Annotated in this window: 13 protein-coding genes; 8 read left to right on the top strand and 5 right to left on the bottom strand. The window is 62.7% G+C overall.

All coding sequences use genetic code 11. The annotated features are described in order from the left end of the window. Window positions 1–414 precede the first annotated feature (414 nt). The 6 genes from AKG11_RS28570 (at window position 415) to AKG11_RS28545 (ending at window position 7552) form a co-directional block, all read left to right on the top strand. Window positions 415–1710 carry a class I SAM-dependent methyltransferase gene (locus AKG11_RS28570; protein WP_050746372.1) on the top strand — a complete coding sequence of 432 codons (1296 nt, stop codon included), beginning with the start codon at window positions 415–417 and terminating at the stop codon, window positions 1708–1710. After that, a complete protein-coding gene (locus tag AKG11_RS28565) occupies window positions 1707–2519 on the top strand; it encodes a glucose-1-phosphate cytidylyltransferase (protein WP_023516402.1) in 813 nt (270 codons plus the stop codon). The genes AKG11_RS28570 and AKG11_RS28565 overlap by 4 nt, the downstream gene beginning before the upstream one ends. Beyond that, window positions 2516–3169: a PIG-L deacetylase family protein gene (locus AKG11_RS28560; RefSeq protein ID WP_023516403.1), complete on the top strand. Its 654-nt coding sequence runs from the start codon at window positions 2516–2518 to the stop codon at window positions 3167–3169. The genes AKG11_RS28565 and AKG11_RS28560 overlap by 4 nt, the downstream gene beginning before the upstream one ends. A 191-nt stretch (window positions 3170–3360) precedes the next feature. Continuing rightward, the gene (locus tag AKG11_RS28555) at window positions 3361–4071 is read left to right on the top strand and encodes a response regulator transcription factor (protein WP_050746376.1); all 711 of its coding nucleotides are present in this window, start codon (window positions 3361–3363) and stop codon (window positions 4069–4071) included. Between the two features lie 25 nt (window positions 4072–4096). Then, on the top strand, window positions 4097–6283 hold the full coding sequence (locus AKG11_RS28550) for a GumC family protein (RefSeq protein ID WP_050746371.1): 2187 nt from the start codon (window positions 4097–4099) through the stop codon (window positions 6281–6283). A 12-nt stretch (window positions 6284–6295) separates the two neighbouring features. Continuing rightward, window positions 6296–7552, top strand: a complete 1257-nt coding sequence (locus AKG11_RS28545) for a polysaccharide biosynthesis/export family protein (RefSeq protein WP_050746370.1) — start codon at window positions 6296–6298, stop codon at window positions 7550–7552. Between the two features lie 162 nt (window positions 7553–7714). Here AKG11_RS28545 and AKG11_RS28540 read toward each other — a convergent pair whose 3' ends face one another. The 4 genes from AKG11_RS28540 to AKG11_RS28525 all read right to left on the bottom strand — a co-directional run bounded on the left by AKG11_RS28540 (window position 7715) and on the right by AKG11_RS28525 (window position 12359). Further along, entirely contained in the window at window positions 7715–8386 is a 672-nt protein-coding gene (locus AKG11_RS28540; protein WP_023515873.1) for a class I SAM-dependent methyltransferase, read from the bottom strand. Between the two features lie 166 nt (window positions 8387–8552). Further along, window positions 8553–9524: a glycosyltransferase family 2 protein gene (locus AKG11_RS28535; RefSeq protein WP_050746369.1), complete on the bottom strand. Its 972-nt coding sequence runs from the start codon at window positions 9522–9524 to the stop codon at window positions 8553–8555. A gap of 3 nt (window positions 9525–9527) precedes the next feature. Further along, on the bottom strand, window positions 9528–10979 hold the full coding sequence (locus AKG11_RS28530; protein ID WP_157255845.1) for an oligosaccharide flippase family protein: 1452 nt from the start codon (window positions 10977–10979) through the stop codon (window positions 9528–9530). 165 nt (window positions 10980–11144) lie between these two features. Then, complete coding sequence (locus AKG11_RS28525) at window positions 11145–12359, bottom strand: polysaccharide pyruvyl transferase family protein (protein WP_050746367.1); 1215 nt, start codon at window positions 12357–12359, stop codon at window positions 11145–11147. 200 nt (window positions 12360–12559) lie between these two features. On the opposite strand from AKG11_RS28525, the gene AKG11_RS28520 reads away from it, so the two are divergent. Next, complete coding sequence (locus AKG11_RS28520; RefSeq protein WP_050746366.1) at window positions 12560–13756, top strand: glycosyltransferase family 4 protein; 1197 nt, start codon at window positions 12560–12562, stop codon at window positions 13754–13756. Between the two features lie 27 nt (window positions 13757–13783). Further along, the gene (locus AKG11_RS28515) at window positions 13784–15124 is read left to right on the top strand and encodes a glycoside hydrolase family 140 protein (RefSeq protein ID WP_050746365.1); all 1341 of its coding nucleotides are present in this window, start codon (window positions 13784–13786) and stop codon (window positions 15122–15124) included. 15 nt (window positions 15125–15139) lie between these two features. Here the strand turns inward: AKG11_RS28515 and AKG11_RS34755 are convergent, their stop codons facing one another. Then, window positions 15140–15310, bottom strand: coding sequence for a hypothetical protein (locus tag AKG11_RS34755; protein ID WP_023514711.1), 171 nt, complete (start codon window positions 15308–15310; stop codon window positions 15140–15142). Window positions 15311–15635 lie beyond the last annotated feature (325 nt).

Genomic DNA, 15635 nt, shown 5'->3' with positions numbered 1-15635 from the left:
GGTGGCCGGTTTTTACTCCGCCCGCGGCTGGACTATTCCGCCGCTACCGTGGCCGACTTTTCCACCGCCGCTCTCAGGCACGACTCGATCAACCATACACCTTCGAGATCAGTTTGGGCGAACAACATGGCACCCTTCCTCCCTGGAGTCCGCTATCCTGCCGCGCGCCGTCGTGCTGCCAAGTGCTTCTTCCGACGTATTCTGGCCGGCCGGTGAGCGTATAGTTAAGGAAAGCTTACCACACGTTCGAAATGCTACGCCTTTCAGACAGGGGGCGTGTTCGCATAGCAGTATCGAAACTGCCGTACCACTCGCCTAATCTGACAGTGGGCCAAGAGACGATTTCAATTTGGAAGGCTGCCCTCGTTCAGCTTTTCGTTCCCATTCTGTCGAATCTTTCTGTGGAGACGGTAGATGAGCTCTCAGAGTAGTCCTTCATTTTCGTATGTTTCTGAGATTTCCTTGAAGCCGAACTGCCGGCTATGCGGAACGGCACTGAACCATACTGTCGTTGATCTCGGTATGTCTCCACCCTGCGAGAGTTTTCGCCAGGAAAATGAACTTGGCCGTATGGAGGAATACTACCCGCTCCATGTCCGGGTTTGCGAAGAATGCATGCTCGTCCAACTGGAGGAGTATGTCAGCCGCGAAAGCATCTTTGAGGAGTATGCCTATTTCTCGTCCTACTCCACGAGCTGGGTGGAACACGCAAAACGCTATTGCGGAGCGATGATCGAACGGTTCGGCCTTGGTGGCGACAGCTTCGTGGTGGAGATCGCCAGCAATGACGGCTACCTGCTCCAGCATTTCGTCACGCGCGGCATTCCCGTGCTCGGCATCGAACCCGCCGCCAATGTGGCGAAGGCCGCCATTGCGAGAAACGTGCCGACGAGAATCGCCTTCTTCGGACAGCGGCTCGCCGACGACATGGTCGCAGCCGGCCAGCAGGCGGATCTGATCGCCGCCAACAACGTTCTGGCACAGGTGCCGGACCTCAATGACTTCCTTGCCGGCATGAGGCGCATCCTCAAGTCGCATGGAGCTATCACACTGGAATTTCCCCATGTCGCGACGCTTCTGGCACACAACCAGTTCGACACGATCTATCACGAGCATTTTTCCTACTTCTCCCTGCTCACGGTACAGATAGCCGCGCGGCTGCACGGGCTTGAGGTTTTCGACGTGGAGGAATTGCCGACGCATGGCGGGTCGCTGCGGATCTATCTCGGCCATGCCGGCGCACATAGCGTGATCAGTCCCCGTGTCGCCGACCTCCTGGGGCAGGAACGGCGCGCAGGGCTCCATACGGTAGAGGCGTACACATCGTTTGCGGCCAGAGCCCGCAAGGCCAAGCGCAACCTTCTCTATTTCCTCATCGGCGTGAAGGAGCGCGGCGGGCGCATCTGCGGCTATGGCGCGCCCGGCAAGGGCAACACGCTGCTCAATTATTGCGGCATCGGCACGGATTTCCTCGACTTCACCGTGGACCGCAATCCTTACAAGCACGGCCGGTTCACGCCAGGCATGCACATTCCCATCCTGCCCGTGGAAGCGATCGACCAGCACAGGCCGGACTACATTCTCATCCTGCCCTGGAACCTGAAGGACGAGATCGTCGCACAGATGCGCCATGTCGGCGACTGGGGCGCGAAGTTCATCATCCCCATCCCCGATGTCAGCATCATCGATCCCGCGGAGGCCTGGTCATGAAAGTCGTGCTTTTCTGCGGTGGCCGGGGTACGCGCATCCGGGAATATTCCGAGAGCATTCCGAAGCCCATGATCCCGCTCGGCACCCAGCCGATCCTGCGTCATGTCATGCAGTACTACGCTTCCTATGGACATGACGATTTCACCCTCTGCCTTGGCTACAAGGCGGATGTCATCAAGGGATTTTTCCTGAATTGCCGCCCGCAAACCTTTTCGGACTGCGTGGTGTCCGGCGAGGGGCGGGTCGAACTTCTTGGCGAGGCCCAGGAGCAATGGCGCGTGGCGCTGATAGACACAGGCATCTGGCGTAATATCGGTGAGCGCCTGTGGGCCGTGCGCAACCATGTCATGAGTGAGCGAATGTTCCTCGCCAACTACAGCGACGGCCTGACCGATGTTGATCTTGACGACATGGTCGCCCGCTTCGAGGCCAGCGGCAAGATCGCCTGCTTCCTCGCGGTCAGGCCGCCGCTGACCTATCATCTTGCCGACATCGATCCGGCGGGCCGGGTTGTCGAGTTCCGTTCGTCGGACACGTCGGAAATCTGGATCAACGGCGGCTACTTCCTGATGCGCCGCGAGATCTTCGACTACATGCGCGAGGGCGAGGAGCTGGTGCTCGAGCCCTTCGCGCGGCTGATCAAGGACGACATGCTGATGGCCTACAAGCACGAGGGCTTCTGGCGGTCGATGGATACGCTGCGCGACTGGCAGATGCTGGAGGAAATGGTCGAGCGCGGCGAGATGCCGTGGGTGCGCCAGGTGGCGGCCGGCCGGGTCTCCAGCCTTCGAATGGCAGGCCGCTCATGAAAACGCTGTCGATGGCCGCTGCCGGGCTCCCGTTGAAGGTCCTCTGCCTCGGCGCACATGCCGATGACATCGAGATCGGCGCAGGCGGCACGATCCTCGGCCTCATCGCAGCCGGCGTGAGGCTCGACGTCCATTGGTGCGTGATGAGCGCAACACCCGAACGAGCACTGGAAACCCGCCGTTCGGCAGCTGCCTTTCTCGAGGGCGCTGCCTGCGCGGCGGTGGAGGTCTGCGGCTTCGAAGACAGCTACTTTCCGAGCCAGAGCCGGGAGATAAAACAGTTCCTGCTGGCATTGCGCGAGCGCGTGGAGCCCGATGTCATCTTCACGCACAGCCGTTTCGACGCGCACCAGGATCATCAGGAGCTGAACAAACTGACCACAAACGTCTTCCGCGACCACTTCGTGCTGGAATACGAAATCCCGAAATGGGACGGCGACTTCGTCGAGCGCAATACCTATGTGCCGCTGCTGCCAGGAATGATCGAACGCAAGATCGAGCTGCTCATGGAGCATTTTTCGACGCAGAGATCGAAGGATTGGTTTCACGAGGACGTGTTTCGAGGCGTTGCCCGGGTGCGCGGAATGGAATGCCGCTCGCCTTCGCTCTTCGCAGAGGCATTCACAGTGAGAAAATTAGCGCTTGTTTAGGTGGATTCACCGACATGAAACGTTAACGCTAATAAAGCGGAACGAGGAATAAGCGGAACCAGACCAAGGCTCGTATTTCGAACCAGGAGTTAGTGAGGGGTGCCATGGCGAAAGACGAAACATTTTTGGAGAGGCAGTCAATCGACATCTTTCGATCGCGGAACTCGCTCGGCGTCGAGCGGCGAGAGGCCGTGAGCGAGCGAGTTGACTATCCGCCGCAGACCTACGCGGCAAACGACTACCTGGCGATTTTCGACAAGCGGAACCTCGACCGGGAATGCCTCGCAAACAGCCTCATTTCCCATCAGATCGGCATCAGCATCTTCACCTTCTCGGGCATCGCCAGCTGGCAGCAATGCAAGACGACGCTCGGCACCCTCAGGGTTGCGGTGATCAACATCGGCAGCAACGATATCAGCGACATCTCGATTCGGCAGGAAATCACCCAGCTCGTGACGACGCTGGAGCCGGTACCGGTCGTGGTGCTCTCCAACAGCCAGGCGCTGGACCATGTGCTGCAGGCCATCGATCTCGGTGTGCATGGCTTCATTCCAAGCTCCGTCGATGTCGATGTGTGTATCGAGGCAATCGGGCTGGCGATTGCCGGCGGGCAGTTCGTGCCGGCAAGCAGCGTACTCGCGATGCGCGGTCTCGTGGGTGGCTTCGTCGCCCGCAAGGCGATCCGCTCCGCCTTCACCGTGCGCCAGACGGCCGTCGCCGAGGCGTTGCGCCGTGGCAAGGCGAACAAGATGATCGCACGGGAACTCAATCTCTGCGAAAGCACCGTCAAGGTGCATATCCGGAACATCATGAAGAAGCTCGGCGCCACGAACCGCACCGAGGTCGCGTGCAAGGTCGGCGAACTCTTGCCTGACGCCGAGCATCATCTCGGCCGGGCCTAGAGCGCCCCGCAACAGGAATAGTGTCATGATCGTGTCGGGGAGCCCTGGCGTCTCCGAGGAACTTGCTGTTTCTCGGGCGGTGTCGCTTGTCTTGCAGCGCAAATGGCTGATCCTCTCCTTTCTGGCAGCGGGCATATTCAGCTCGACGGTCGGCTATCTGGACCAGCCGTCGCGCTACTTCGCCGAGGCGGTGCTGGCGCTGGATGTGCGCAAGTTCCAGGCGCTGCCGACCGAATCCGTCGTCTCGCCCTTGCCGCAGGAAAGCCCCGCGCTGCGGACCGAGATCGACATCATCAGTTCGCGATCGATGGGCGAAAAGGTCCTGGCGCAACTCCAGAAGGCTGGCGTCGACGTCGCCAAGGGTCTTGGCCTGACGGGAGAGACCGGTGCTGGTTCCGCGGCGGCAACGACGGCTGAGCCGAGGTCCCACGCGACCATTGACGATCGCATCCTGGTCGATCAGCTACTCTCCGGCGTGCGGGTCGCGAACGATGGCCGCTCCTATACGATCTACATCTCGTTCAGCGGCGCCAACCCGGAATTTCCCGCCATCGTCGCCAATGCCTATGCGGAGGCCTACATCGACTATCAGGTCGACGTGCAGACGACCGCGACACGGCATGTCAGCGACTGGCTCGGTACCCGTCTCGTGAGCCTGCGCAGCGAACTCGAACGATCCGAACATGCGGCGACCGAGTTCCGCGAAAAATCCGGCATCGTCAAATCGGGCGGAACGACCCTGCTTTCGCAGCAGATCGCCGGGCTGAATACGGAACTGGCAAAGCTCAGGGCGCAGGTCGCGGGGGCAAGCGCCCGACTGGAAACCGCACTCGACGTTTCCAAGGCCGAAAGCGGCCTTGCCCTGTCAGAGGTCCTGAACTCACCGGCAATCCAGCAATTGCGCACAGAGGAGGCCCGGCTCAAACGCTCGCTTGCGACGATCAGCGAGAGCGGCGCCGTCAAGAACCCGCAGATCCCCGAGCTCAAATCCCAGCTTGAGACGATCCAGGCGCAGATCGAGGTGGAGGTGGCCCAGATCGTCGAGAGCCTGCGCAACGAGATCGAGGTCTCCAAGCGTCAGCAGGCCGGCCTGGAAGCCAGCCTCCGGCAGATGCAGACCGAGATGTCCACCGCGAACGAGGCAATCGTCCAGGCCGACCAGCTGGATCGCGAAGCGAGTGCGAACCGCGCAATCTACGAGAGCTATCTTGCCCGATACAAGCAGACGATCGAGCAGGACGGCATCGCGATGGCGGAAGCACGCATCATCTCCAAGGCGATGCCGTCGTCCGTGCGGGCAAGCCCCGATGCATCGACGTGGCTGCTCGCCGGGATCGTCTTCGGCCTCGCCGGCGGGCTGCTCGTTGCCGTGCTTCTGGAAGTGCGCTCCGCCTTCCTGCGCCGGTCGACCGCCTATGAAGGGCATAGCGGCGTGCCGATCGTCGGGCGTATTCCGGAACTGTCGCAGCATCAGCGCGCCGGCATGGCCAAGCTGATTTGCCAGGGCCATACGCCCTTCGCCCACGCGGTGGCCGATCTGCAGGGGCGCCTGCGGCTTTCTGCCCGCGCCGGCAACGCCCTGACGGTGTCGGTGACATCCGCGGGTCCTCGTGAAGGCAAGACCTTCATCGCCTCCTGTCTTGCCCGATCGCTGGCGGCAACGGGGCTACGGACCGTCTTGCTCGACGCAAACCTTCTGGCCCCGGCCGTAGCGCGGGAGTTTTCCGTCCAGCCCGGCCGCACCGTCGTTGACCTCGTTGCCGCGCACGATAGCGTCTTACTTGACGATGTCCTGCGCCATGACGCGGTATCCGGCATCGATCTCGTCTGCGCCGGCGTGGCGGAAGGTCCCGTCGAGCATATCCTCGGCCACGAGGCCTTCGCCCGGCTGCTTTCTACGCTCAAGCAGACCTATGACGCGGTCGTCATCGATTCCGTCTCGGTGGGGAGCGGATCGGGAGCGCTGCTCGTCTCGGCCCTCGTCGACGCAACCATCTTCGTCATACCGGCCGGCGGTGATTCCCTGCAGGCGATGAACGGCCTGCGCAAGGCCGCGGCAGCAGGCGTCGTTGTAGACGGGCTCGTCATCAACGAGGCCTCGCGCGGCACCTTGAACCGTCGGGCGAGCACCACCGCGGATCTCCAGGCTGCAAACGAAGGCAGAAAACGCAGCGATGCGGCCGTAGACATGCCGTCCATCGCCGGAATGTGAGGCTTGAAACAGATGCTGAAGGCGCAAGAGGCCATTCCCACTGCCGTCGGCCGTCGGCGAGGCGCAACCCGTCTGGCTGCGGTTCTCGGCGCACTGCTGCTCGTCGTTTCGAACGGGCCAGACACGGCGATCGGCGCCGAATATCCGGTGGGAAATGGCGACGTGCTGCGTATCACCGTCTATGGCGATACGGGGCTGAGCGGCTCCTTTCCGGTCGGTGCGGATGGCACGATCGGTTATCCGCTGCTGGGCAATCTCCCCGTGACGGGAAAGAGCATCGAGCAGGTCCGCGCCACCATTGATGACGGGCTGAAGGTGCACATCGCCAACCTCTCCGTCGCCGTGGTGGTGGAGAACTATGCGCCCGTCTACATCGTCGGCGAGGTGCAGAAACCAGGCAAATACGAATTTCACCCGGGCATGATCGCGCTCGAACTGTTCGCACTCGGCGGCGGACAAAAGGAGGCGCTGGCGGAAGGTGAAAGTGGCTCTACACGCCTTGCCGGCCTCAGGCAGGAATATGCCGATCTCGGTGTACAGCTTCTCGCCCAGGACGTGAAACGGGCACGCCTGGAAGCGGAACTCAACGGACGGCCTTTCGCCTATCTGGCGAATGACGATATCGGAACACCCGATGCCCGCGTCGTCCAGCAGATCGTGGAAGCGGAGCGCACGCTGTTCGAGATGCGGCGCACATCGCTCGATGCCGAGCTGAACAGCCTGGCGCGGCAGAAGGTTGGTTATGTCGAGGAGATCGACACGCTGGAAAAGAGCGGCAAGCTGCGCGACGGTGAGCTTGCCCTGCTCAATGAGGACGTCAAGGTGGCAAGTGCGATGGTGGAGCGCGGCCTCACCTCGAAAACCCAGCTACGCGAGAAGCAACGGGAAATATCCGCCACCAACCGCGATGTCCTGGAGTTCGGTTCGTTCCTCGCGCGGGCACGCCAGAACCTGACGCTGATCGACAGCCGCCTCGTATCGCTTCGCGGCCAGCGTCGCAGTGAGGCCGCAGCGGATCTGCGCGAGGTGAACATCGACATCCTGCGTCTGCGCCGAAAGATGGCCTACAACATTCAGGCCATGGCGGAGGCCGGCATCGCTCTGCAGAAGAAGGACGGCAGCCGGCAGGTCGCCTTCCGCTTCTCCGCCATCCGGATGCTTGACGGCAACTATCAGGAAGTCGAAGTCGGCCAGACCGACCCGATCCTGGCAGGCGATATCCTTCGCGTGAGCATCATCCTCGACGAGGCAAACATCGCCCGGCGATGAGCCTGGACACAAACCGCTTCCAATACCTGGAAAGGACACCACACGCTGCCTCGACGGGCTGTGCGGCGGCGTTTCAGACTGGATAATCCTGCGTCGGACTTAGACAAAGTGCCGGTGGGCCAACCCAATCGATTTCCAAGGAAAACCGTAACGGCGATCTGCTCAAGGCCTGTAGCCGATCGCCCTAACCTGGCTGATCCCTGTCATAAGTCGTCCGTAGACGGTGCAGATGCGGTTCATGACGCTCTTGCCGACAACCGGGCCGACAAGCCACCAGTAGCGCGGCCAGCGGTGATGAACGGGCACCGCGCTGATTTCCGTAAAACCTGCGCGCTTCAGCAGATTGCCGAGGTTGCCGGGCGACCATGTGAACAGGTGGAAGTTCGGATCGTCCTCACGGTAGCGCATCTTGAAGGACTCGCTCGGCGTCACGAGCACGATCCTGCCTCCCGCACGGAGCCTGGTGAGCATCAACCGCACCGTACTCAGCGGGTCATCGACATGTTCGAGCGCATGATGGGAAATGATGACGTCGGCCCAGCCTTCCTCGATCTTCTCGAGACTGTCGAAAACCTGGATGCCGTTCTTGCGTGCCACCGCTGCGGCTGCCTCGTTGATCTCGACGCCAGCCCTGTCCCTGACGTTGAGACCGGAAAGAATGTAGCCGCCACCACAGCCGAAATCGATCACGCGATCCGAAGGGCCGACAAACCTCTCGAACTTCAGGCGATCGAAATAGGCCGCGTAGCGCTGGTGCTCGAACGTTTTGTCGAAATAGGACTTGTCGTAGTGGGTGTTCTTTTCGGCAACGGCTGCTGCATCGGAAACAGTCATCTTCTCCCCCATGAGGCAAGGCCGGACAGGCCGAACGCCCGCAACAAACACTATATTGGGCCGTTCCGGCGGTGTTAACGCGCCTGTATGGGGTAGAACCTCCACCGAACGTATAGGCGGCCTACCCCTGCGCACAGGCATCGCAGGCAACTTGTCCCAATCGGCGCTAGCGCAACGCCCGGGCGAGGAGCGAACGCACACGCGGCATCATATCGCGACGCCGGAGGAGATAACCGAGAGGAGGTACGAGAGCCGTGAAGGGGGAGAGTTGAAAGGCGATCCTCAGCAATCGCAGGGCCTCCGCATTCCCCTGCAGGGCATGGGACACTGCCGACCAGTAGGCACGCTGGGCGATGCCGCGCCTGGCGCGCTTGCGCAGCGCTTCGGCCCCGTCCAGCCAGCGGCCCTCGTGGTGGAAAAAACTCTCCGCCGCCGCGGCCGTGTGGAGGACGTGCAGGCTTTGGTGTGTCCAAAGGTCTGTCGAACGGTTCGCGGCGTGGGTGCGGATTCCGGCCTGCACGCAATCGAGCGCGGCGACGGAGCCGTGCATGGCGAGCCGCAACCAGACCTCATAGTCGTCGCTGTGCGGAAGAGAGGTGCGATAGTGGCCGGTGCGCTGCTGCACGCTGGTACGCACGAGAATGGAAGGACCTGGTATCTGAAAGACGCCGAGATCGCAGAACCGTTCGATGAAGGCGCGGCCGGACATCAGCTCCACCGGAGGAAAAAGCGGCTGCACCCTGATCTCGGGCAACGGCGCATCGTCACGGATCGCAACGGCCTGCCCATAGCAGAAGGCAAGCGAACGGTCCTTCTCCATGGTCGCAATTGCCCTCCGGAGTGCGCCAGGCACAAGAACGTCGTCGGCAAAGAGCAGAAGGAAATAGTCGGCGCGCGCCCAGTCTATGCCGGCGTTGAAGGAAGCATGGGGACCGAGGTTTTCCGGGCGAAGCAGCAGCTCAACCCGTAGGTCCGCAGCGGCGAGGCGTCGGGCGATCGCCACGCTGTCGTCGGTCGAGGCGTTGTCCACGATAAGGACGCGCGCCACGGCTCCGTCCTGCGCCAATGCGCTTTTCACACAGGCCTCAAGATACCGGCCGTAATTGTAGTTGGGAATGACGATATCGACGCTCGCCATGGCCTAGGCCCCTGCGGCGAGGAGCCGCCGCAGCCGTTCGATACGACTGCGGCCAAGGCGCGCCGCGATCTGTATTTCCGTCAGAAAGGGATGGTGGGCAAGATGCAGCCCGGCCAGCCAGCCAATTGCGGCAAGAACAGCGGCCGTGGCGAAGGACAGGAGGTCCGATCGCGGCTGCTCGTTCAGGACGAGAAGCGTCAGCGGGCCTGCAAGGGCGAAAGCCGTGACGATGGCGCTCGGCACAAACATCGCAACGAGGGCGCGCAGGGAAAAGCGGACATGACGGTGTACGAAGAAAAAGCCCACCGCCGTCTGAACCGGCAGGGCGATGAACTGGCTGAGCGCCATGGCGATCACACCGTGGAGACTGGCTGCACAGAGGACGGACGCGGCGAAGACGCGCGAAATCAGGCTGGCAAGGAAGGCGTCGCGGTTCTGGCCAAGCGCCAGGAGAAGCGGCCCCGTGACAATTGCCGGCGCCCAGAAGACGGCGGAAAGGCCGAGGAGCCGCACGACCGGAATGGCATCCTCCCATTGATGGCCGAGCACGATCCGGACAATCTGCGGCGCGAGAAGGCAAACCATGATGGCGGCCGGCCAATAGAGCACCGAAAGATAGGCCAGCACACGAAGATAGGTTTTCTCGATGTCATACCCCTCCCGGATGCTGTTTGCGAGTGCCGGAAAGGCCATGCTGTAGAAGGCGGACATGATGATACGGTCCGGCACGCCGCAAAGAGCGTTCGAGCGGTTGTAGAGCGCGACGGCGGTCATGGAGGTGAGCCGGCCAAGGATCAGTTGCGGAACGGTTTCCTGGATACGCTCCACCACCAGCGCTGCGCCTTTGAAGGAGCCGAAGGTCAGGACCTCCCGCCAGCGCGAAAGGCCTGGGCGAAGGAACGTCCGCGCCGGCACGGGCGAGAGCGCGACGGAGAGACCAGCGAGCATCATCGCCCCCGCCAGGAGGCCCCAGGCAAAGCTGATCGCACCGAAGCCGAGGGCAGCCAGGAGAATGGTCGTCAGTCCGTTGACGAGAGAGACAGCAGTGCGGATCACCGCAAGTGCGCCAAAGCTCATATTCCGGCGCAGGATGGCGATGACCGGCTGGGCAACGGCCTCTGCAAAGCCCGCGACGGCAGCGAGCAGCAGAAAGAAGGAGAGGTCAGGCGTGCCATAGAAGCCGGCGACAAGTCCGGAGGCAAGACCGAGACCGAGGGCGACGGTGGCGCTGCAGAGCACCTGGAGCGTCAGAGATGTGCCCACAGCCTCGCGGTCGATGGCATGGCGCTGGATGAGGAATTCCGCCGTCACGAATTCACGCGTCGAGAAGGCGACCACGGCGATGGCCAGCCCCGTGACCGCCTCGCCGATCTCGCCGGGCGTGAGCAGCCGCGCCACAGTCGCAAGGACCGCGAAATTGACGAGCAGGGCGAGGTATTGCTCCAGCGATGCCATAATGTATGCGCGGCGAACCATACGGATCACGCTTTCCGGCGCCGGCGGGCGGGCGGCGCTACGTTTTCACAACGGCACCCCGTGCCGGTTCATTCAACAATCACGGGCGGCATGAGCGCACGCCCGGCACGCGCAGCCGTCCGTTGAGCCTGGCGCGGTCGACCGTCAGGCCAATCGCTCCTTCAATACGCCCGACAGGAGAAGCTCTCCCTGCCGGGAAAGCTCGCCGCGGATGGCGGCGTTGTGCTGTTCGATTTCCTTGCGGGCGCCGTCGAGGTCGGTGAGTGCGGTGCATACCTGCCCGATCAGGATCTCGACGTCGAAATCCTCGATATGCTGGCAGAAGGCCGAACGGCCGAACGCCGCCATCAGCTCATCGTTCTTCTGCGCATATCCGAGCGAGAAGGCCGGCCGGCCCGTCTTCAGGGCGCAGAGCAAGTTGTGGTAGCGGGAAACGATGGCGATATCGACCTTCTTGAGTTCCTCCATCACCTGATCCAGCGAGGCCGTGCGTGCCACCGAGACAAAGGCGTGGCTCGCTCCAGAAGGACGCGGTGCAAGCCCCTGGAAGATATCGTCCAGCGCGGTTTCGTCCGCCTTGTCCCCCATGAAAAGATGTACCCGCCGGCCATCGTCGAGAAGCCGGCCGATGACCGCCGAGAGCTTCGCGATATAGGTGCGGTAGATTGCTTCCCCGTCGGCTTGCCCGCGTTTCCAGCCACGATAGTGCATGACCCCGACGCCGACGGCGGCATGGGCCGGCCGGCGATCCACGACGGGATCATGGGTCGGGGCACGCAATCCGAAGGCAAGGTCGGGAAAGCGAAGATCGCGAGACACGTCCACGCCGAGATCCCTGACATAATGGAGCGAGAAATCATCGCGGTAGGAGCGGTATTCCGCCATCTGCACGGCCGCCTTCAGGAACCGGCGGCTGAGCGCGTTGTGGATCGGCCCTGCGCCGATGCTCACGAAGGCGATGCGGATGCCGCGCAGGCGGGCGGCGAAGCACCACCAGAAAAGGATGAAAGGCCAGCCGAACGGCGTCTCCTGGAAATCGTCAAGAATGCCCGTGCCGGGGATGACGAGGACCTCGGCCCCGGCAAGCGCCTGGAAAATGGCAACCATGCTTCCGAGCCGGGAAGGCACGCGCCAGAGCCTGGCGCCGATCGATCGCGTAACCCGGTCCGCCGACGGCTTCTGCCCCCGGATGCTGACGACGTCGAGCGCAAAATCGTCGTGAACCTTTGCCGGATTGGAGCAGATACACAGCAGCTTCGCCTCAGGGCATGCCTGGCGCAGGAAACGCACCATGGCTTCCAGCGAGCCGTCATTGCCGGAGTTTCCGGAGCCGAACTGTCCCAGCAGGCCGATTTTCATCCGTAGGTCCCATCCGGAGCGCGATAGCGGCAGGATTATCGCGCCCGGGCAGAGGGCAGAAAACGCCCTCCTTCGTACCGCAGCCTCATCCGGAAGAGGTAGATCGGCGGGGCGTTGTCGCGAAGGAGGGCTGTGGCGGTTCGAACGGGCGGATTCCAATGTCTCCGCCGTGCGACGACAAAGAATGCAGGGGGTTGGCCATGAAGCTCGCCTATTTCGTTCTCCCGCATCTCGGCGGTACCTACACCGTTTTCACGCAGCTTCGCAGGGGGCTCGCGCCGTACGACATCGAACTCCGCTGGCTCGGGCTTTGCCACAAGACAGGCAACATCGATCCAGCACTTGCAGATGCCGCGGATCTGGGCACCGGGATCGACACCGAGGCTTTCTCGGATGACCGGGAAACAGCCCGCCGTCTTACCGACGCCATTCTGGCAGAGGGGTTCGATGGGGTCGTTGTCAATGTCCTCAGCGATCGCCTCCAGACGAACATCGTGCGTTACCTGCCGCCCGAAATCCTGCGTTTCATGGTCGTGCATAACATCACGCCCGGCACCTATGCCGCGGCCGGCGCCATCGCACCGCATGTGCACGCAACCATCTGCGTGTGCCGCCGTGCCCGGGATGATCTCGTCGAGCGCCATGGTTTTCCCGCCGGCCGCACCTTTGTCATCCCGAACGCCGTTTCGCTGAGTGATTTTCCGTCGCAGGACCGCGCATCACGGTTCGAGGGAGAAGGCCTTCGCCTCCTGTTCCTCGGTCGGATCGAGGATGCCTCGAAGGGGGTGCTGTGGCTGCCGGAGATTTTCGCGCGATCCCCCGGCACCGCGCGGCTGACGATCGCAGGCGATGGTCCGGACCTCCCCCGCCTCCGATCAGCCCTGCCCGCCTCGCCGCGAGTCGAGTTTCTGGGATCGGTCGGCCTCCAGGCCGTCCCGGCGCTGATGGCACGCCATGACATCCTTCTCATGCCGTCACGCTATGAGGGGCTACCCATGACCCTGCTGGAGGCCATGGCAGCAGGCTGCGTGCCGATCGCCTCCGCCCTTCGCGGCGTCACGGACATGGTCGTCGACGACGGTCACGACGGTCTTCTGTTTCCCATCGGTGACCGGAGGAAGGCCGCCGACCTCGTCTACGCCCTCGATGGCGATCGCCTGCGCCTTGCACAATTGTCCGCCGGCGCCCGGCGCAAGGTGGCGCGAAGCTTCACCGTGGAGCGCATGGCGATGCGGTATGCCGAGGCACTGCGCAAGACTGCATCGAATCCTCCGCCGATCGCCCCATCCCTCCCCATCGAGAACTGGTCGTTGCCGCCCGGCCTGCGCCCGGGCTTGCGGACCTACCTTCCCGCTCCGGTGAAAAACTGGCTGCGCCTCGTCCGTGAGCGACTGTGACCGATATCCTCCTCGAAAGGATCCGCCATGCATCTCCTCCGTCTTGCCCTCGGCGCCTGCCTGCTTGCCGGCCTCCTGCTTCCGGCCAGTACAGTCGATGCGGAGAATGTAAGGTTTCCACTGCGCCTCGCGCCGAACGGCCTCCATCTCGAAGACCAGACGGGAAAACCGTTTCTCATCACGGGAGATTCGGCCTGGTCGATGATCGCGGACCTCTCGCCGGAAGAGGCGCAATCCTACATCGCCGACCGGAAGGCGCGCGGCTTCAACACCCTGCTGGTCTCGCTCATAGAGCACGAATTCGCCCGGAACGCGCCCAACAACATCGAGGGCGTCGCACCCTTTCTCGAACCGGGCAACTTCACCAGGCCGAATGACCGCTATTTCGCGGCGGCCGAACGTATGCTCGATATCGCGCTGAGCGCCGACATGCTCGTTCTTCTGGCACCCGCCTATCTTGGTGCCAATGGCGGCCCGCAGGGCTGGTACGGTGAAGTGGCAGCGGCCGGTCCAGCGGCGCTGCAAGCCTATGGCCGCTATGTCGGTGCGCGTTTTGCCCGTTATCCGAACATCATCTGGGTTCAGGGCGGTGACTATGATCCACCCGACAAACGCCTCGTGGAAGCCCTGGCCTCAGGCATCGAGACGGGCAATCCCCGTGCCCTCCAGACCGTGCACGGGGATCGCGACTCGACGACGAGCCTTTACTGGCAGGGTGCAGACTGGCTGAAGCTCGACACCGTCTACACCTATGGCGATGTGGCCGCAGCGGTTCTGGCACGCCATCGCTCCGGGCCGCGCCGACCGTTTTTCCTCATCGAATCTCGCTACGAAAATGAACATGGCGTCGGCGCGTCGGAAATCCGCAAGATCGCCTATGGCGCGCTGCTGTCGGGGGCAAGCGGTCAGATCTATGGCAACAATCCCGTCTGGCATTTTGGCGGACCCGGCCTCTATGACGCCCCGGCGGGCTGGCGGCAGGCGCTCGCGAGCGACGGCGCGCAAAGCATCGGCCATCTTGCCGCATTTTTCGAACGCCTCGACTGGTGGAAGCTGCAGCCTGCCGACCGGGGCTTCGCCCTCAAAGCCAAGGGATTGCCCACAGCGACCGCGATCTCGGCCCTTGCAGACGACGGATCGTTCGCCGTGGCCTATCTCTATGACGCGGTCTCCGTGGAGGTCGATGCGCCAGGGCTTACGGTCCCGGATCCGGTCGCCGAATGGTACGACCCGTCTACCGGCGCGATAAGCCGATCCGTCCCGCTGGACAAGGACACGGGTATCCACCGGCTGCAGGCGCCGTCCTCACAGAACGCCTCCGGCTCCAGCGACTGGCTTCTTCTCATAAGGAATGGTGCTTCACGCTGACAGGACCAACCCGCACTACTGGCCGGCGATACCCATTTCGATCTCGCTGTCGCTCCAGCCTTCGCGCCGATAGCGATGGAAGAGATCTGCAAGCGTTGCAACGCTTTTGTCTGTCTTTTCGACTGTCGTGTCCGCCGTGCCTTGCGTGGGGGCGGGTACGATCTTTCGTTCCTTCACCTTTTCCATGAGAGAACCCTTCCGGAGAGGACGGTTGGACCTGACAGTCGCGCAGGGCGTGAGGGAGACCCGGAGGACGAGGACAGGGGGCGCCTCGGGGTCTCCCTCACCGTGTCGGCAAGGATGGGGATCAGGGGCTGCCGGCACGGTTCCGCCCAGCCGATGCGTCTGGCAGGGGGCCAGATCACTGACCAGGCCCCATCGTAGAACTCTCGTGCATCGAGGCAACGTGACTGAAAGGTCCCGGCCCTAGCCAAATGGTTTACACGGGAGGATTCGCGATACCCGGGGAGACTCTGTCCGGAATAGAACCGTTCTGGAGCGTCTGGCGATG

Origin of the sequence: Shinella sp. SUS2 (assembly GCF_001262505.1) — a bacterium.
Classification (GTDB): domain Bacteria; phylum Pseudomonadota; class Alphaproteobacteria; order Rhizobiales; family Rhizobiaceae; genus Shinella.
This window is presented reverse-complemented; position numbering and strand designations above follow the sequence as displayed.